This window comes from Leucobacter triazinivorans (genome assembly GCF_004208635.1).
Lineage (GTDB): Bacteria > Actinomycetota > Actinomycetes > Actinomycetales > Microbacteriaceae > Leucobacter > Leucobacter triazinivorans.
The window spans coordinates 2,534,744-2,553,160 of record NZ_CP035806.1 but is presented as its reverse complement, the minus strand read 5'-3'; the positions used below and the strand labels follow the sequence as shown (position 1 = coordinate 2,553,160).

Genomic DNA, 18,417 nt, shown 5'->3' with positions numbered 1-18,417 from the left:
AATCCCGCCGCCGCGGCGGTCACGACCCCGATTCGTGCGTCGCCGGCACGTACCCGAGCTGCACGATCTGGTGACCGCGATCGCGCGAGATCACCTGGGCCCTGCCGGGCGCGCTCGGGATCGCTTTCACCTTGCCGATGAGCTGGCCCTCCTCCGGATTTCCGCTGAGCAGCACCCCGGTCACCCCCAGGTCGGTCATGCCCTGCAGGATCGGATCGTAGGCCGCCCGGGAGGCGCCGCCCGAGCGGCGCGTGACGATCACGTGCAGCCCCACATCGCCCGCCTGGGCGAGCAGCTGGGCGAGCGGCGCCGCGGGGTTGCCCTGCTGGGTCGCGACGAGGTCGTAGTCGTCGATCATGATGAACCCCTCCGCTCCGGTCCACCAGTTGCGCGCGCGGAGCTGCTCGGCGGTCACCTCGGGGCCGGGCAGTCTCCCGCGGAAGAACTCGACCAGCTGCTCGACGGCCGCCGCGGCCTGGTCGGCGGTGGTGAGGTAGGCGCCGAGATAGTCGTCGGGGATCTCGCCGAGGTGTGCCCTCCGGTAGTCGATCATGAAGATGCGGGCGTCGCCCGGCGCATAGCGGCGCGCGATCTCCCGGGTGAGACCGCGCAGCATCGACGACTTGCCCGATCCCGAGTCGCCGTACAGGAACAGGTGCTGCTCTCGCGCAGGATCGAAACCCACCGGGGCGAGTTCGGCCTCGTCGATGCCGAGCAGCAGGTGGTTCGGATCGACCGCCGGGTGCGCGCGGAGTTCGTCGAGCGCCAGGTGCTCGGGCAGCAGCCGCAGCTTGGGACCGGGCTCGCGCTGCCAGGCGCTGCTGATCTTCGCGACCAGATCCTCGACGCCGTCGACGAGCGTGCTCGGGGCGGTGTCGCCGTCGATCCGGGGCAGCGCGGTGAGCATCTGCAGACCCGCCGCGTCGAGCCCGCGCCCCGGCAGCGCGGTGACGTTCGCGGCCGCACGGCGGTTGATCTCGGAGTCCGACGGATCGCCCAGGCGCAGCTCGATCTTCCCGCCCATCAGGTCCTTGATGTTGGGGCGGATGTCGAGCCAGCGGCTGGCCGTCAGCACCACGTGCACGCCGAAGCTCAGGCCGCGCGCCGCGATCTGCTGGATCGCGGGCTCGAGCGCCTCGTAGTCGGCACGCAGCGTCGCCCACCCGTCCACGACGAGGAAGATGTCTCCGTAGCCGTCATCGACAAGACCGCGCTCGCGCCGAGCCCGGTAGGTGTCGATCGAGTCGATGCCGTGCTCGCGGAAGAAGGCCTCGCGCGCGTTGAGCAGCGACGAGATCTCGGCTACCGTGCGGCGGATCACCTCGGGCTCGCCCCGCGTCGCGAGCCCGGCGAGGTGCGGCAGATCCCGCATCCCGGCGAAGCTGCCGCCGAAGTCGATCACGAAGCACTGCACCTCGCTCGGCGTGTGCGTGAGCGCGAGCGATGCGACGAGCGTGCGGGCCGCCGTGCTCTTCCCCGAGAGCGGGGCGCCGACGATCGCGACGTGACCCGCAGCCCCCGACAGGTCGAGGGAGAGGATATCGCGGCGCTGGTAGAGCGGCACGTCGATGATGCCCATCGGCACCGTGAGCCTGCGGCCCTCGCGCCAGCGCGGCGCGTGCACCCCGAGCTCGTAGCTGACCGAGAGCTTGCCCAGCAGCTGGTCGAGGGTGGCCGGCTCCTCCAGCGGCGGTAGCCACACCCGGTGCGCCGCCGGCCCGAGCCCCGACATGCTCGCGACGGCGAGCTCGAAGGTGCTTCGGGTCTCCGCCGGCTCCTTCGCCACGAGCTCGGCGGCGCGGCGCGCGGCCGCGGCCTCGGCCTCGGCGGCGTCGGCTGCGGGATCCGCCAGCTGCTGCGCGGCAGCGGTGAACGGCACGATGCGCGCGGCACCGGCGCTCGCGCGGTCGCCGTCGTGCGGCGCGGTGGCCCGACGTGCCGGCGGCGGCCCCGAGACGTAGGCGGCCCGGAACTGCGTGAGCTCGGTGTCGCTGCCCACCTTGAGCAGGCCGCCGCCGGGCTCCTGCGGGAGGTGGTAGGCGTCGGGCACCCCGATCACCGTGCGCGATTCGGCCGCGGAGAAGGTGCGCAGGCCGATGCGGTACGACAGGTGCGTGTCGAGTCCTTTGAGGCGCGACTCCTCCAGGCGCTGCGACGCGAGCAGCAGGTGCACGTGCAGCGAGCGGCCCAGGCGGCCGATCGCGACGAACGACTCGATGAACTCGGGCTTCGCACTGAGCAGCTCGGAGAACTCGTCGGCGACGATGAGCAGGGCGGGCAGCGGAGCGAGATCGTCGCGACCGTTCGTGCGCGCCCTCTCGTACTCGCCCACGTTCACGAAGTTGCCGGCCGCGCGCAACAGCTCCTGGCGTCGCACCATCTCGCCCTGCAGGGCGTCCTGCATGCGATCCACCAGGCTGATCTCCTCGCCCAGGTTGGTGATGATCGCCGAGACGTGCGGCATGTCGGCCATGCCCGCGAACGTCGCGCCGCCTTTGAAGTCGACCAGCACGAAGTTGAGCTGCTCGGGCGAGTGGGTGAGGGCGAGCGAGAGCACGAGCGTGCGCAGCACCTCCGACTTGCCGGAACCGGTCGCGCCGATGATGAGCCCGTGCGGCCCCATGCCCTGCGACGCCGATTCCTTGAGATCGAGGATCAGCGGTGCACCGTCGGCGTCCTGGCCGATCGGCACGCGCAGGCGGTCGCGCTCCGGTAGATACCGCCACTGCTGGGCCAGATCGAGATCGCGCACGTCGGGCAGATCGAGCAGATCGAGCAGTTCCTGCTGCCGCTTGCCGGCGCGCGCGGCGGCACCGCCGCCGCTTCCGCCGCCCTCACGGTGCAGCGGCGCCAGACGCCTCGCCACGGCCTCTGCCTCCACCACGCTCATGTCATCGGGGGTGATCTGCTGGCGCTCCGTGCGCCCCTCGGCCACCTCCGCCGTGCCGTCGCCGATGTGGATGCGCGCGACGCCCGGGTCGTCGTTGTCGTCCCAGGTGGTGGGGAGATCGAGCACGGTCACCCCCTGCAGGCCTCCGGCGAACACCGAGTCGCCCGGAGGCACGTCGGCGCCGTCGACCACGACGAGCAGGTGCGGCGTCGCCGTGCTCGCGGCGTCGCGGGTGAAGCGGGGGCGCTCGCGCAGATCCGCGGGCATCATGCGCAGCAGCGTTGCCGGGTCGGAGCCGATCATGCGCGCAGGGCCCAGCGCGTCGCGCAGGCGCGCGGACTGGGTGTGCGGCAGCCACTTCGCCCACTCCCAGTGTGGGAGCGCCTCGGGACTCGCCAGCACGACGATCTGCAGGTCATCGGGGCTCTGCAGCGCGGCGAGGTGCGCGACCATGCCGCGCGCGAGGCCCCGGATGCCGTCGAGCCGTTCGCCGACGAGCTGCACGCTGCGGTAGTGGGAGATGCGGAGGTAGCCGGGCAGATCGGGTTGGGTCTCGTGAGTGACGAGGAAGCGGTGCGCCGCGGTGGTCGCCACGGGATCGAGGTCGGCCACGGGCGGCAGCTCGGGGGCCGTGAGCGTGAGGCAGAGGGGCTGCTCGCTGGTGCCGATGCGCACGCTCAGGTGGTCGTCGGCACCGGGATCCCGTTCCCAGACCCGCGTGCCGTCCTCGACGAGGTAGCTCAGCGTCTCGGGCGCCGGGTAGCGCCAGTTGCGCTCGCGGCGCTGCGCCTTGGCGGCAGTGCGCACGGTCTTGCGCAGTTCGGTCAGGTAGGCGAGGTATTCGCGCCGCGAGCTGAGGATCGCGGCCTGACGGCTCGCGCGCTGCCGCCAGCCGTTGACGAAGACGAAGCCGAGCGCCGAGATGAGGAACATGCCGCCGGTGATCCAGCCCGTCGGCCCGGCATTGCTGACCGAGACCATGATGATCGCCCCGACGCTGCCGAGCATGGGCAGCATCGAGGTGAGCACGCTGCTGCCGCCGTCGGACGGCTCGATCTCGGGCGGCGCCTGCAGCACGACGTTTCCCGAGGGCACCCGCGGCGGTGCAAGGCGGCTGCTCACTCGGAGAGCTCCCCGCGGCTGCCGGCGCGCGAGGCGCGGGCCGCGGGCCCCTGGTCGCCCTCGTCCTCGAGCTTCGGCGCGAGGTATCCGCCGAGGCCGGGCTTGCGCGACTTCTTCTCGGTGCCCCCGGCACCGGCGGCGCCCATCATCATGCCGCCCGGGCGGGCTCCGCCTCGCGCACCGGTTCCCGATCCGGTCGAGCCCGAACCGCCGGCTCCGCCCGCGCCGGCCGCAACGGCGGCGCCGCGCAGGCCCCCGCCTGCCGAACCGAGCCCCGCGACGCCGGCCGCGCCGGACCCGCCGAGCCCGGCGGCGCCTCCGGCGGCTCCGCCGAGGCCCGCGAGCCTCGCACCGGCCGCCAGGCCGACCGCGCCGAGGCCCGCGGCGCCGAGGCCGCTGCGCACGGTCGACCCGTCGAGCCCGCTGTCGATGCTGGGGCGCTGACCCGGGCCGTCACCCGAACCTGTCCCGGAGCCGTCACTCCCGCCCGGACGCCCGTCGCCGCCCGGATCGCCCGGCACCCCCGAATAATCGCCCGGACGATCCGCGCCGGAGTCGTGTCCGCCGCCAGATCCCCCGGATCCCCCGGGGCCGCCGGGGCCGCCGGATCCGCCGCCATCGCCCGACCCGCCGGGGCCGGGGGAAGACGGCCGCTCCCAGGCCGACGGCCCGCCGGGCCCGCCCGCGGCACCACCGGGACCACCCGGACCGGTGCCCCGCGGGATCTCGAGCGGCGGCACGGGCTCAGTGGATCCGTCGCCGGTGGGAAGCGGATCGTACTCGACCGAGAGCGCCTGCAGCTTCGCCGCCTCGGTGTCGATGACCCGCGTCATCTCGGCGAGTGCCGCATGAGCGGCCTCCTCTCGGCCTGCGCCCAGGTGGTTCGCCAGGGCCTCGGTCCCCCGGTTCAGGTCGACCGTCCCGAAGAACGGCACCTCGACGGTCTTGCCCTGGTTCACCGCGTCGTGCACCCAGGAGGGCACCACACCGCTGGGAAGCGCGGAGAGCAGCCGCTGCGCCTCGGCCCTGCGCACGGTGTTCGCACAGGATGCTGCACAGCTCGTCTCGCTCATCCCGGTGACGAGAGCCTGCGCCTCGTTGAGCACGCCCCGGAACTTCCCCAGATTGCCGCGGTGCACCCGCAGGCGCGAGAGCGCGAGGTCGGCAGCGTCCCCGGACCACTTGTCGGGAAGCACGGCGATGAGATCGTCCAGCTTCCGCTGCACCCCGTCGACGGCGGAGATCAAGCGACCGAGGTGATCGATCCGCCAATCCTCGCCGAACGCGAGCTCCTCCAACAGCCGTTCATTCGATGCTTCGCTCATCTCGAACCCTCCGTTCAGTTCGTCTCGCCTGGGTGCGGGGCCGGTCGAGATCGCCGCGAACGCGCGATCACGACGGGGACCGCGATCGCAGCGGCGAGCACTCCGAGCAGCAGCGCTCCGCCGAGGATCCAGAGCCCCGGTGCCGCGCCCGGCTCTTCGCGTCCGCTCGGGGCTTCGGCCCCGGACTCGGTCTCTCCGCCCTGCGGCCAGACGTCCGCTGCTGAGGGGCCGGCCGACCAGAGGCAGCTCTCGAGACTGGTCGTGGCCTCGCTCGTAGCTCCTGCCCCGCATCGAGGATCGTCGCCGCTCATGACGAACAGCGGGTTCTCGTCGGGGAACTGCGTGGGGTCGAGCGCGAGCATCGCGGTCGGGTTGACGATGCCGTACCCGTACTGCTCGTCCACCCACTGCGGATCCGTGACCTCTCCGTTCCCGGTGGTGCGGACCATGGACTGCAGCACTTGGAAGGCCGTCGCCTCCGGATACCGCTCCATGCCGAGCGCGATCGTTCCCGCCACGAGCGGGGTCGCGAGTGACGTGCCGGATCCGTATCCCGGCTGCCAGGCCCCTTCGCCCGAGGGGACGAGCATCTGATACGCCGGTCCGGCGAACGCCAGATTGCGCAGTCCCCGCGTCTCCTGCTCCTGGCCCGAGCCCTGATCGACGCCGCGAATCACGTTGCCGTCGTTGTCCACGCCGCCGACACCGACCGTACCGTTCATCACTCCGGGCATCAGCTCCAGAACGTCATCGGCACCGGCATCCGGATTCAGCGTCCCGGCGACCAGCGGCACCCCGGCGCGCATCGCCTGGATGCCCACCGGATACCACGACATCCCGTTCCAGACCGACGACACAGAGGAGACGCTGACGATATCGACTCCGTCCTCCACCGCCTGCCGCACCGCGAGTGCGGGCGGGTAGGACACCGGGGCGTCGGCCTCGTCGTAGCCCGCGCTACCGTCCGCCGGTTCCCGATCCCGCTCGTACTCCTCGGTCACCGGGTTGTAGGCCTCGCACTCCCATTCGCCGTCGGCCGCGGGCGTTCCGTCGGCTGCGTAGAACAGGATCTTCGCACCGGGAACGATCCCGCGGCTTCCGAGCCCCCCGTCGCCGGCAGTTCCGTTGCCCACGAGCATCGCGACCACATCGGTTCCGTGCGCCCGCTGCGGATCATCGGTCGTCGCGGGCAGCGCATCGCCGGTCTCCCGGTTCTTGCAGAACTGGCCGCGCACCTCGATATCCGCCCCCGCGAGTTCTGGCGCGTCGAGGTTGATCGCGTCGTCGACCACCGCGATCGTGAGCCCCTCACCGGTCAGACCCTGCGCACGGATGTCGTCGAACTTCAACCGCTCGGCGTACCAGAGACCGGTTTCGCGCTGATCAGCGTCGAGAACCGCATGTGCGGGAAGCGCCGTCCCCAGCACGAGGCCGAGCGCGACGGCTCCTGCGCCCAGAAGCGCGCGCGGACGCCGCTCTACCACGAAGTCTTCCCTCCACCGGTGCTCGACGACTCGCTCGCCTCGCTCGAGGCAGGAGCATCGACGGGCACCTCCATGTGGCGCAGAGCAGACGCGATCTCATCGTCGAGTGCGTGCATCTCTTCGATCATCGCAGCGGATGCCTCGCAATCCGATTGGATCTCGCGCAGATGGCGGGAGAAGTCGGCGAAGAACGCGAGGCCCGCCGTCTGCATCTGACTGCGGTAGATGCGCCCCGCTGCCGCGTCGGTCCCGCTCACGACCTGCATCTCGGACTCGGACGGTGCCCCCGGATCGTACGACCTCAGCGCCCGAACCTCGTCGCCCGCATCACTGCTCGCACCGATGCGCTTGCCTCCAGCCATCAGTACAGATCCCCTCTCGATTCCAGGAACGCCCCCGGGGTCGTTCCTCAGTCATTGACCGTGCTCGTGGCGCACAGGCGGCAACGGCGAAGACGCCGGGCCTGGCGCATGTGCCGCGGCCCGACGTGCCTCATCGGTGGTGTGGTGCGTCAGCCGGCGAAACGGCCGGCATTGCGTGCATCACTCGCGGTATACGTCTGAGCGATCTGCTCCGTACTCCCCGAAATCCGCTCCAACAACGCCTGCAACTCCCCCAACGACTTCGTCCACTCACGCTGCGCAGCATCATACGAGTGCTGCGCCTCACCACTCCACGCACCCCGCAACTTCGCCACCTCGGACTCCAGACGCTCGATCTCCGAACGAATCCCCTGCGACCCGTTCCGAATCTGCGCCGCAAGCGCACTCACCTGCGCCGTCTGCACCGACATCGACTGCATATTCATACTCCTCTGACATCCCCTCGAACAGCGACCCGAACCCTCACCGGCCCGACATCATCGCACCCAGACCCGAAATGGCCTGCTGCTGCTCCTGCTCCGTCGCCGCCTGATCCTGCTCAGTCCCGCGCAACGCATTCTCCAGATCCAGCAGCACGTTGTTCAGCTTCACCGTCTCCGCATCCCAACGCTGCATCAACTGCGTGAACGCCCCCGCAGCCGAACCCGTCCAATACCCGCGCAACTGCTCGATATCGCCACGCACCTTCTTCGTCTGCTGATCAATCCCCGACTTCGCATCGGCAACCGCCTGCTGCCCCCGACGCAGAGCCCCCTCTTCAGCCGAAATCGTCTGAGCCATCACAACTCCCCCTCCACAACAACCAACCCGAAACCACAACAACCACCCACGACGCTACGCCAAACCAAACCCAGACACCAACACCAGACAACAAAACACCCCGCACACAGGGGGGCCGCGCCACCCGGCACGGCCCGGCAATACCACCTGCGATCAGCCGGGAACAGTCGATCGAAGCGACCGGCGGTGCGCCCGGGGTCACTCCTGCGACGAGACGGCCTCGACCACGCGGATCGAGTCGGTCGCGAGGAGAGCGGGCAGCACCGTCGTGAACCGCGTGCTGCCGCCCGTGGTCGGCAGCACGAGCACGGCGATGAGACTGCCCACCGGCGCGATCCTGCCGGATCGAACGCCCCTACTCCGACGCGATCTGCTCACGATACAGCTGCTGCAGGTTCGCGGAGCAGTCGACGAAGCGATCCTCTTCGGTACGCTCCAAGACCGTACGCCCATTGATCCGGATCTCGCAGCTGACGGCCTGCGGGCCGATGTTGTTCGGTGAGATTCCCGCCTGGAACCGGATCTCGCTGTTCGTGCCGGAGAACGCGATCTCGAAGCTGTCGGATGCGTCGGCCTCGACCGTCGTCGACTTCACGGCACCCGCCGCGAGCGGCTCGGAATAGGTCACCGTGAAGTCGCCCTCCGCTTCGGCGCGCAACTCGATGCTCAGCTCCTCTGCGCTCGGGCCGGTCCCCATCCGGCCGGCCCAGCCGAGCAGACTCGCGATCGCGATCGCGATCGGCAGGAGCAGCGCGACGAGGCTCACCAGGACCCGCGCATCACCGAGAACCGAGCCACGCCGCCCCCGCCGGGCCACGACAACGCTGACGACGAAGGCCGCGATCGCGACCACCAGGCCGACGAGCCACAGCCGAGCCCAGAACAGTCCGACGACCGTCGTGAGCAGCGACACGGCGATCAGCGCCCACGCCGCGATCGCGAGCGCCGACGCGGCCGGCGGCGGTTCGGCGTCTCCTCGTCGATGTCGGCGACTCGTCATCGGTTCCCTTCCCACCGGCCTGCGCTCCGATCCTCGATCAGCGGTACGAGATGTTCCCAGCGGATGCTCGCTCCTCCTCCGTCTCGGCGAACACCAGTCCGGATCCCACTCGAACGATCGCCCTGAAGACCCGCTGGACGGATCCGCGCGACGTCGCATACGTCACAGCGAGCCGGTCAGGAGAACCGTCCCCTCCGTCAGGCGAGACGACGACGGAGGTCACGCGCAAGCCGTTCGCGAACTCCTGCGGAGTGATCCGCCGCCCGGCAGTCAGCACACTCGCATCCGCGAAGATGCGTCCCGGCACAGACAGGTCGTCCGAGGCCGCACGGGCGACGGCGTCGCGCGCTCGAGCATCGAACTGCTCGAAGAAGTCGAGCGCCGCATCGGCCTGGTCGAGGTGGCTCTGCCGCGCGTGCAACGGATCTGCGAGCACCAGACGGATATCGTCCACTCCGCTGAGAGCACTCGGGATGCTCGCGGATTCCACAACGCGGTAGGTGGCTCGGGGCGAGACGGGCCCGAAGAATCGACTGGTCGGGGTCATGATCCCAGAGTCTCCGTTTCGAGCTCCCGCAGCAGGGCCTGCGCAATGGCTTCGGCTTCGCCCTCAGTCGCGAAGTAGTCGTCAACGACCGCCTGGAACAGATCTCGGCCTCGCTCGTACTCGTTGCGCGTGGAGGTGAGGGACTGAGACACCAGTTCGTGCAGCCGGCTGATCTGCGCGTACGGCCCGGTCGCGCCCAAGCCGACCCCCGGGTCCCGGCGCAGGAACGCGTCACCCGGGATCGAACTTACCGCTGTCGTCGCAGAGCTCATCGCGGTGATGAGGCGGTCCATGTTCAAGACGACCGTATCGGCCTCGCTGCGATCGAGCGAGATCGTGTTGTCCGTCGGAAACGTTCGCAGCGCGTAGGCGTCGAGGTTGAAGCTCTCGTTCTCCGTCGAGATGACCTCGCCCGCGCTCTCGGTCATGTCGCGAACCGCACCCTCCTGCTCGGTGACGACCTCGTCGAGGCTTCGAGATGCGGACTCGAGCGACTCGATGATCGAGTCGTAGCTGTCGGTGGCGATATTCGCCGCCGCATCGAGTTTGCCCACGGCATCCGAAGCGTTCTTCGCGAGATTCAGCAGCGTCACGATGGGCGCGGCCGTTCCGGCGCTCGCCACCGTGGTCACGACTCCGGCCACTGCTCCGATGACGCCGAACGCGAAGTCGCGGACCTCTTCAGCGCTCTGCTTCGCGTTGAGACGAAAGGCGTTGCGCGCGCTGTCGCAGATGTCGACCGCGTCCTGTCGGGCCGCCGGCCAGATGGCCCCCTCCGCGGCGTAGGCGGTCTGCAGAAGCGCACTCGCAGCTCCGAGCCCCCCGACGATCTTCGCGAACTGCGCATCGTACTTGTCGAGGAACGGCGCCTTGAAGGAACCGCGCACATTGCTGACGACGGTGTTGCTGATCGTGTCGATCGATTTCTCGACCTCGCCGTCGGCGATCGCGCTCCCCCCTGATGCGGCGGCACCGAACTCCGTCGCCACCGAGTTCGCCGATTCCTGTCCGTCCGAGGCTCCGGCCCCGGTCGGCAACCCGACCCACTTGCTCGTCGCTCCATCGATACGGGATCTGATGTTGGTGAAGCCCTCCACCAGCGAGTCGCTCCCCACCGCGATCCGCTCGCCGCCGCCCTCGCCGTTCTCCTCCGGCCGTCGGTACCAGCTCGGAATGAACCCCCAGAGGGCATAGCGGTCCGAGTACTCGTAGTCCACGAACCATCCCTGATTCGCCATGAACGAATCGATCGCCGCACGCTTCATCTCACCGATGATGGTCGAGATCTCCCCGTAGTCCGCCACTCGTCTGCCTCCCCGCGAGCGTAGAGCTGTTCTCGTGCCGTGCGTCAGCCGGCAAAACGGCCGGCATTGCGTGCATCACTCGCGGTATACGTCTGAGCGATCTGCTCCGTACTCCCCGAAATCCGCTCCAACAACGCCTGCAACTCCCCCAACGACTTCGTCCACTCACGCTGCGCAGCATCATACGAGTGCTGCGCCTCACCACTCCACGCACCCCGCAACTTCGCCACCTCGGACTCCAGACGCTCGATCTCCGAACGAATCCCCTGCGACCCGTTCCGAATCTGCGCCGCAAGCGCACTCACCTGCGCCGTCTGCACCGACATCGACTGCATATTCATACTCCTCTGACATCCCCTCGAACAGCGACCCGAACCCTCACCGGCCCGACATCATCGCACCCAGACCCGAAATGGCCTGCTGCTGCTCCTGCTCCGTCGCCGCCTGATCCTGCTCAGTCCCGCGCAACGCATTCTCCAGATCCAGCAGCACGTTGTTCAGCTTCACCGTCTCCGCATCCCAACGCTGCATCAACTGCGTGAACGCCCCCGCAGCCGAACCCGTCCAATACCCGCGCAACTGCTCGATATCGCCACGCACCTTCTTCGTCTGCTGATCAATCCCCGACTTCGCATCGGCAACCGCCTGCTGCCCCCGACGCAGAGCCCCCTCTTCAGCCGAAATCGTCTGAGCCATCACAACTCCCCCTCCACAACAACCAACCCGAAACCACAACAACCACCCACGACGCTACGCCAAACCAAACCCAGACACCAACACCAGACAACAAAACACCCGGCACGCAGGAGAGCCGCGCCACCCGCCGGCAGATCCACGCCGAGATGTGCCGCAATCGCGCTCGCGCGGATCGCCGCCGGGGTTCGCGATCATCGCGCTCACCGTCGTGGCCGTTCGAATGCCGATCCGGCGCCGGTCGCGGTGCCGATCCGGCGCCGGTCGCGGTGCCGATCCGGCGCTACCCGACGTCGCCGTCCCGCTCGATCTCCCCCGTCACGACGGCGACCGTGAAGCCGCGCTCTCCCATCCGCACGCTCGCGCCGTCGTCGAGGCGGATCCGTGCGCCCCGCTCGAGCGACGTCGACTCGCCCGTGTCGTCGACCAGTACGGAGCCGTTGGTGGAGCCGAGATCGGTGACCCAGACGCTGCCTCCGCGGTACTCGAGCCGGAGGTGGGTCTTGGAGACCGAGCTGTCGGGATCGTAGACGGCCACGAGCTGCTCCCCCTCAGCGCTGGGAGCGGGCTGGCGCCCGAGATGCGCCGTCGTGGGAATTCGCAGCCGCTCGCGCTGCCCGGTGTCGAAGCTCAGCAGGAGGAACTCGCCGACCTCGCGGGGCCGTGGCGCGGCGGCGATCGGCGCGTCGACGGCGACGACCCCCGGCGGCAGCGGCGCGGCGGGGCCGGCCGGGATCGAAGCCCCGAGCACCGCTCCGGTGGGTCCCGGCGACGCGGGGGACGGGGCCCCTTGCGCCCAGGCCCGCGCGTCCCGATCCCACGACTCGCGCTCGGCCGCGGTGGGCACGCGCACCACGAGCGTGCGCCCCGCACGATCGGCCCAGCTGCGACCCATGCGGCTCGGGTCGGCGGCGCTCGTGGCCACCACCGCCCATCCCCCGATGAGCGCGACGGCGCTGCCGAGCCCCTGCACCAGACCGCGCACCGCGCCGCGGGCGACACCGGGCGAGAACGGAGCATCATCGCGCGCCGTTCGCAGCCGCAGCAGCAGATTGCCGAGCGTCGCGCCGGTGCGCGCCTCAAGGATCAGCAGGATGACGGCGGCCTCGAGCAGCACGAGGACGCCGATCACCGCACTGCGGGTGAGCAGCCCCGCGGCCACCGCGACCAGGACGCACGCGACGACATCGATGGTGTACGCGGCGAGGCGCGCGCCCGTGCCCGCGGGGCGGGCCCAGGCGCGCGACCGGGCGAGGGCCGCTGTGAGCCGAGCCGAACGCGCACCGGCGGCGCCGGAGCGCGAGCGACCCGATGCGCCCCGCTCGTGCACGCCGATCGACGCGGACGATCCGTGCCTCTCCGGAGCGGGTGCGGGCCCGGGCGCGGGCCCGGGCGCGTGCGCGTGCGCGTGCCCGCGACGGGGCACCGCGCGCGGAAGCGGCGGCGGAGGCGGAGGCGAGTGGGTCATGCGGAGAGCACTCCTCGGAGTAGATGCAAGGTGCCCGCCGCGAGGAGCCCGGCCGGCAGCACCACGGCGATCGCGATGCTGTCCACGATATCTCCCGCGCGCGACCAGCCCAGCGATCGGTCTCCGCGCGCGAGCGGCGCGATCATGCCGGCCGCGACCAGGGCCGCCAGGAGGAGCGCGGCGGCCGCGACTGTGGCGGCGAGCGCGGGCGTGCGCGGTGCGAGCAGGGCCGCCAGCCCGAGCAGACCCGTCAGCACGGCCAGCCGGGGAGGGAGCCGCAGCGCCGGCGACGACGTGCGCCGCGAGGTGAGCAGCAGGGCGAGCACCGCGGTCGCGACGTACACCGCCGCCGCGATCGCGGCGACCGGATCCCCACTGCCGAGCGGCTGCGCGGCAGACGGCAGGCCCGCTGCCGCGATCACCGAGAGCAGCACGATCGCCGACCGGAGCCGAGCCTCCGAGGCGGCGACGATGCTCCGCACCCGATCCTCGTCGACCCGCTCGATGAACTCGGGCACCCGGCCCCGCACCGTCCAGCGCAGCACCATGTAGCGGCCGTAGTCGAGGTGGTAGCCGGGGTCGACCCCCACCAGCAGGCTCGGCGCTGCGCGGATCCCGATCACCGCAGCGGCCGAGGCGGCGATGAGCAGCTGCGGCGGCGTCCAGCGCAGCGCGGGACTCAGGAGCGCCAGCACAGAGAACAGGGCCGAGATCACCACGATCGGCGTCGCTGCCGCGCGCAGCGCGTCGTCTTCCGCGACCACCATGAGCACCCCTGCGGTCACGGTCACGGCGACCGCCGCGACCGCGAGCAGGAGACCGGGATCGGCCCCGGGATCGGCCCCGGCCCCGGCGCCCGCCGTCGTCGCGAGGGCTGCCGCCAGACCTCCCAGCCCGAACGCCGCGACGACGACAACGCGGCCGGGCCGGGCACGGCCTGCGGCCAGGAGCGCCGCCACGGCGGCAAGCCCGAGGACCGCGGCTGCGGGCCAACGCCACCCGTCAGCCCCGAGCGCCAGGATTCCCGAGACGAGCGCGAGGCCGCCGAGCGCCCAGGGCAGCACGGCCACCGCCCCGCCCGCGCCCGCGCCGCCGCCCCGAGGCGCCGCCGCCGCACCGCCCGCGACGGCGTACAGGCCGCCCTCGCGCAGCTCAGTCATCGGCGTGCCGGTATCGACGACGGTCCCATCCGGCCCCAGCACCCGTTGCCCGTCGCCGAGATGCACGCCGACCGCGGCGAGCGCCGCGGCGAGCGCATCGCCCGCCGGCACCGCGAGGTCGTGGCGCCGACCGCCCGCGTCGAGCGCGATTCGGCGCAGCTGCGGCGACGGTTGACTCACGCTGACAGTGTAGCGTCGCCCGTTTCCGGCTCCGAAAATCACTTTCGGCGGTGCCGGCGGGGAATGCGCACTAGGATTCTTGCTGGAGCCGGCCGAGATCCCATCACTCGCACCAGGAGGTATGCGTGAGCCCAGAAGCAGCCGACCAGAGTGCGGTCGTGCGGCTCTCGGTCGTGCATGCCGAGCGCCGCATCGACCTCGCCGTGCCCGGCCGTCTGCCGCTGCTCGAGGTGCTCCCCGGTGTCGCCCGCGGGCTGGGCGTGCTCGACGCCACACTGCTGCACGGCGGCTACCGTCTGACCCGCGCCGACGGCACGGAGCTCGATCCTGCGCGCGGCGCGATCGCCCAGGGCATCGGGCACGGGGAGATCCTGACGCTGACGCGCGGACAGCTGATCGCCGTCCCTCGACGCTACGACGACGTCGTCGAGGCCGTCATCGACGCCACGTCGGCCCATCACGCGGCCTGGCGGCCGGAGGACGCGGCGCGCACCGCCACCGCGGTCAGCCTCACGCTCGTCGCGCTCAGCGCGATTCTGCTCGCACTCCAGCCGGCCGACTCATTCATACCGGCCGTCGTCGCCGGCACCGGCCTGCTGGTGCTGCTCGCACTCACCGCGACGCTCGGCCGCATCCGGCAGCGGGAGGCCGGGATCGCGTTCGGGATCGCCGCTGCGGGATTCGCGGGCCTCACCGGCGCGCTGCTCGTGCGGGATCAGCCGCTCTGGGGCTTCACACTGGCCGCTGCGGGAGCCGGGCTGGCGATCGGCGGCGCCGCCGCCATGCTGCTCGCTGCGCGCCCGGTCGAGCTGCTCGCGCTGCCGATCGCGCTCGGCGTGGCGATCGCGCTGCCCGCGAGCGTCGTCGGGATCACCGGAGTGGCGCCCGAGGGTCCGTTCTCGGTCATGGTGGCCTGCGCCGGACTGCTGGCGGGCGCGCTCCCCTGGCTCACGCTCAGCAGCACGCGGATCCGCGTGGTCTCGCCCTCGACCGAGGCTGAGATGTTCGACCCGCCGCCGCCGATCGACCCCGATGCGGTGGCCGCTCGCGTCGACTCCGGGCACCGTCTCCTCGTCGCCCTGCGCATCGCGTGCGCGATCGCGGTGCTCACGGCGACCCCGGTGGTCGCGGCGTCGAGCTGGATCGGCACCGCCCTGACCATCACCTGCGGCACCGTGCTCATGTTCCAGTCGCGTCAGTCGGTGCGCCGCGCGTCGGTGCTGGTGCTGCTCGCGGGCGGCACCGCGATCCTCGGCGTCAGCGGCCTCACGGCGATCCTCGCGCACCGCGAGCAGGCGCCGGTGCTGCTCGCCGCGCTGCTCATCGCCACGGGCCTCGTCACCGGACTCACGCTGCTGAGCGCCCGGGCGCGCATGCGACTGAGCACCCTCGGCGACACCGTCGAGGTCGTGCTGCTCGCCGCGCTGCTGCCGCTCGGTGCACTCGCCGCAGGGATCGCATAGTCGTGGCCACGAAGAAAGACCTGCTCGAAGCGCAGAACTTCAGCAGGGCCCGGCTGCTCTCGGCGTTCATGGGCGGAGCGCCGGGGGGCAAAGAGCTCGAGCCGGCCAAGCCGCTGCGAGCCGTGTTCGCCGGAATCGCGCTGACCGGCATGGTGCTGCTGGCCGGGATCTTCATCGGGCTCATGCAGCCCGCGCTGCCCGGCGGCTGGGAGAACAACCGGCTCATCGTGGCCCGCGACACCGGCGCGCGCTACGTGAGCGTCGACGGCACGCTCCACCCCGTCATCAACACCGTCAGCGCGCGCATGCTCATCCCCGCGGAGGAGTTCGAGGTGGTCAGCGTCGATCAGAGCGCGCTCGACGGCGTTCCGATCGGCGGCACGATCGGGATCCTCGGGGCCCCGGACACGCTGCCGAGGGCGGACGACCTCGACGGCGCGGCATGGCGTGCGTGCGCCGCCGGCGCCGCCACAGACGTGCAGCTCGGCGGCGCGGCGCGGGCCGCCGCCCCCGCCGACGGGGGCATCGTCGTCGAGCGGGACGGCGAGACCTTCGTCATCGCCGACGGGCGGAGCCACGCCGTTCCCGAGCAGCACCGGACCGCCGTTCTGCGCGCGGTCGGGCTCGACGCCGTCGCCCCCGTCGCAGTGCGCGGCGAGTGGCTCGCGCTGTTCGCGCGCGGTGCCGATCTCGCGCCGATCGAGGCGGTCGGCGGCGGTGAGATCTCCGAGCTGGAGCTGCCGGCGGGCTCGGTAATCCGACCGGTCGGCGGCGGCGACGCCGAGCGCTACCTACTCACGCCAGACGGCGCCCTCGCACCCCTGAGCGGGCTCGCGCACCGCCTGTACCTGCTGGGCGGCGGATCGGGCGCCCTCGGCGAGGAGATCGAGCTCAGCCCGGCCGAGATCGCCGAGCTGCCGACCACGGATCCCGCGGGCGCATCGGACTGGCCGAGGGGACCGCTCGCGCCGCTGAGCGGGCTCGAGGTCCCGTGCGCCGTGCTCGAGGGCGAGCGCGGCGATCAGCGCACGGTGCTCGCCGCGACCGGCGGCGAACGGCCGACCTCCGCATCGGCGGGGGCCGTGCGCATCGCTGTTGCGGAGAACGGGGGCGCACTCGTACGCGGCGGCACCGCCGGCACGCTGACGCTCGTCGACGGCAGCGGGACCGCCTACGCGGTTCCCGGCGGCGTGCGCGAGGGAACCGCTCGTCTCGGCTACACCGGGTCGGACGTCGCGGTGGTGCCCGCTCCCTGGCTGCAGCTGCTGCCCGCGGGGCCGGCGCTCACCGCAGAGGCCGCCGGGGCGACCCCGGAGGGCGTGTGAAGCGGCGGCGGATCGCGATCCCGGTCCTCGTCGCACCGCTGCTGATCGCCTCACTGGGCGTCGTGGCGTTGCCGCAGTCGGCGGCGCCGGCCGTCGCCGCCGACGCGTGCACCCCGGGGGTGATGGCGCAGATCCCGGGCCCGCCGACCGCCTTCGCCGCGATGGGCATTCCCGAGCCCGGACTGCGCGCGACCGGAGCGGGCGTCACCGTCGCCATCATCGATTCGGGCGTCGACGGCACGCGACCGCAGCTCATCGACGCATTCGCGCCCGGCAGCAGGTCGTTGATCGACGACGGCGAACGCGCCGACGGGCTCGGCGACCCGCAAGGCCACGGCACCGCGCTCGCCGGGATCATCGCAGCCAGGGCCGACGGCGGCTCCGGTGCGGTGGGGATCGCGCCGGATGCGCGGATCATCTCTCTCCGCGTCTTCCGCGGCGACGACGAGGAGAGCGTGCGCCGCGGCTTCGGACCGGATGCCGGGCGCATCGCCGCCGCGATCCGCACCGCGACCGACCTGGGGGCGCGCGTCATCACGGTCGCGCTGAGCGACGACGTCGACACCCCGGCGCTGCGCGAGGCCACGGCCGAGGCGACTGCCCGGGGCGCGCTCGTCGTCGCGAGCGCCGGCAACCGCAGCACGACCGAGAACACCTCGGACAGCCCGCGCTACCCGGCCGCGTACCCCGGGGCGCTCGCGGTGACCGCAGTCGACACCGCCGGCATCGCGACGGATGCCTCGATCCACGGCCCCCACGTCGACGTCGCCGCGCCCGGGCAGAACGTGCTCACCACGTCGACGGGCGGCGGCGACTGCGTCTACGCGGCCGATGCCCCCTCCTCCAGCTTCGCCACCGCCTACGCCGCCGGTGCCGCCGCGCTGCTCGCCGAGGCCTACCCCGATGAGGGCCCCGAGGGCTGGGCCTACCGGCTCGAGGCCACCGGGGACCGGCCCGATCCCGATGCCCGCAACGACCTCACGGGGTGGGGCGCGATCCGCCCGGCAGCGGCCCTCGACCTGCGCCCCGACGCGACCACCCGCGGCCCGCTGAGCCCCTTCGCCGACACGAGCGACGCCGCGCGGTCGACACCGAGCACCCGGGTGACCGCGACGCCGTCGGACGACGGAGACTCCGCCCCCGTCACGGCGGTCGCGGTCGTCGCCGCGGGCCTCGTGGCGCTGTGCGGGCTCGGCGCCGTGCTGCGGTCGCGTCGGAAGCGCGGCTGACCGCTCCACCCCGATGGCGCGGAGTGCTCACGGGGCCGAGATCCCGATTCTTGTCGCACCCCAG

17 protein-coding genes are annotated in these 18,417 nt (G+C 71.7%); 3 read left to right on the top strand and 14 right to left on the bottom strand.

Features of this window, described 5'->3' with window-relative positions; genetic code table 11:
- Positions 1-19: 19 nt before the first annotated feature.
- The 14 genes from eccCa to EVS81_RS11480 form a co-directional block, all read right to left on the bottom strand.
- The gene (eccCa, locus tag EVS81_RS11540) at positions 20-4,012 is read right to left on the bottom strand and encodes a type VII secretion protein EccCa (protein ID WP_130110519.1); all 3,993 of its coding nucleotides are present in this window, start codon (positions 4,010-4,012) and stop codon (positions 20-22) included.
- Positions 4,009-5,337, bottom strand: a complete 1,329-nt coding sequence (locus EVS81_RS11535) for a hypothetical protein (protein WP_130110518.1) — start codon at positions 5,335-5,337, stop codon at positions 4,009-4,011. Before EVS81_RS11535 ends, eccCa begins: the two co-directional genes overlap by 4 nt.
- Positions 5,338-5,351: 14 nt before the next feature.
- Entirely contained in the window at positions 5,352-6,821 is a 1,470-nt protein-coding gene (locus EVS81_RS11530; RefSeq protein WP_130110517.1) for a S8 family serine peptidase, read from the bottom strand.
- Positions 6,815-7,183, bottom strand: coding sequence for a hypothetical protein (locus tag EVS81_RS11525; protein ID WP_130110516.1), 369 nt, complete (start codon positions 7,181-7,183; stop codon positions 6,815-6,817). Before EVS81_RS11525 ends, EVS81_RS11530 begins: the two co-directional genes overlap by 7 nt.
- Before the next feature lie 149 nt (positions 7,184-7,332).
- Entirely contained in the window at positions 7,333-7,623 is a 291-nt protein-coding gene (locus EVS81_RS11520; RefSeq protein WP_130110512.1) for a WXG100 family type VII secretion target, read from the bottom strand.
- A 43-nt stretch (positions 7,624-7,666) separates the two neighbouring features.
- A complete protein-coding gene (locus tag EVS81_RS11515) occupies positions 7,667-7,984 on the bottom strand; it encodes a WXG100 family type VII secretion target (RefSeq protein WP_130110511.1) in 318 nt (105 codons plus the stop codon).
- 198 nt (positions 7,985-8,182) lie between these two features.
- Positions 8,183-8,311 carry a hypothetical protein gene (locus tag EVS81_RS16185; RefSeq protein ID WP_276319063.1) on the bottom strand — a complete coding sequence of 43 codons (129 nt, stop codon included), beginning with the start codon at positions 8,309-8,311 and terminating at the stop codon, positions 8,183-8,185.
- A gap of 28 nt (positions 8,312-8,339) precedes the next feature.
- The gene (locus EVS81_RS11510; RefSeq protein WP_130110515.1) at positions 8,340-8,984 is read right to left on the bottom strand and encodes a hypothetical protein; all 645 of its coding nucleotides are present in this window, start codon (positions 8,982-8,984) and stop codon (positions 8,340-8,342) included.
- 37 nt (positions 8,985-9,021) lie between these two features.
- Positions 9,022-9,531: a hypothetical protein gene (locus EVS81_RS11505; RefSeq protein ID WP_130110514.1), complete on the bottom strand. Its 510-nt coding sequence runs from the start codon at positions 9,529-9,531 to the stop codon at positions 9,022-9,024.
- Entirely contained in the window at positions 9,528-10,835 is a 1,308-nt protein-coding gene (locus EVS81_RS11500; protein WP_130110513.1) for a hypothetical protein, read from the bottom strand. Before EVS81_RS11500 ends, EVS81_RS11505 begins: the two co-directional genes overlap by 4 nt.
- Before the next feature lie 44 nt (positions 10,836-10,879).
- On the bottom strand, positions 10,880-11,170 hold the full coding sequence (locus EVS81_RS11495; protein WP_130110512.1) for a WXG100 family type VII secretion target: 291 nt from the start codon (positions 11,168-11,170) through the stop codon (positions 10,880-10,882).
- Between the two features lie 43 nt (positions 11,171-11,213).
- Positions 11,214-11,531, bottom strand: a complete 318-nt coding sequence (locus tag EVS81_RS11490) for a WXG100 family type VII secretion target (protein WP_130110511.1) — start codon at positions 11,529-11,531, stop codon at positions 11,214-11,216.
- A gap of 280 nt (positions 11,532-11,811) precedes the next feature.
- The gene (locus EVS81_RS11485; protein WP_130110510.1) at positions 11,812-12,996 is read right to left on the bottom strand and encodes an FHA domain-containing protein; all 1,185 of its coding nucleotides are present in this window, start codon (positions 12,994-12,996) and stop codon (positions 11,812-11,814) included.
- Positions 12,993-14,336, bottom strand: coding sequence for a hypothetical protein (locus EVS81_RS11480; RefSeq protein WP_130110509.1), 1,344 nt, complete (start codon positions 14,334-14,336; stop codon positions 12,993-12,995). Before EVS81_RS11480 ends, EVS81_RS11485 begins: the two co-directional genes overlap by 4 nt.
- Before the next feature lie 125 nt (positions 14,337-14,461).
- Here EVS81_RS11480 and EVS81_RS11475 point away from each other — a divergent pair, with 125 nt between their 5' ends.
- From EVS81_RS11475 to EVS81_RS11465, 3 genes are read left to right on the top strand one after another with little or no spacing between them, the layout of a single operon-like run.
- The gene (locus EVS81_RS11475; RefSeq protein ID WP_130110508.1) at positions 14,462-15,799 is read left to right on the top strand and encodes an EsaB/YukD family protein; all 1,338 of its coding nucleotides are present in this window, start codon (positions 14,462-14,464) and stop codon (positions 15,797-15,799) included.
- A 2-nt stretch (positions 15,800-15,801) separates the two neighbouring features.
- Complete coding sequence (gene eccB / locus EVS81_RS11470; protein ID WP_165384254.1) at positions 15,802-17,124, top strand: type VII secretion protein EccB; 1,323 nt, start codon at positions 15,802-15,804, stop codon at positions 17,122-17,124.
- The gene (locus EVS81_RS11465) at positions 17,121-18,353 is read left to right on the top strand and encodes a S8 family serine peptidase (protein ID WP_130110506.1); all 1,233 of its coding nucleotides are present in this window, start codon (positions 17,121-17,123) and stop codon (positions 18,351-18,353) included. The genes eccB and EVS81_RS11465 overlap by 4 nt, the downstream gene beginning before the upstream one ends.
- Positions 18,354-18,417 lie beyond the last annotated feature (64 nt).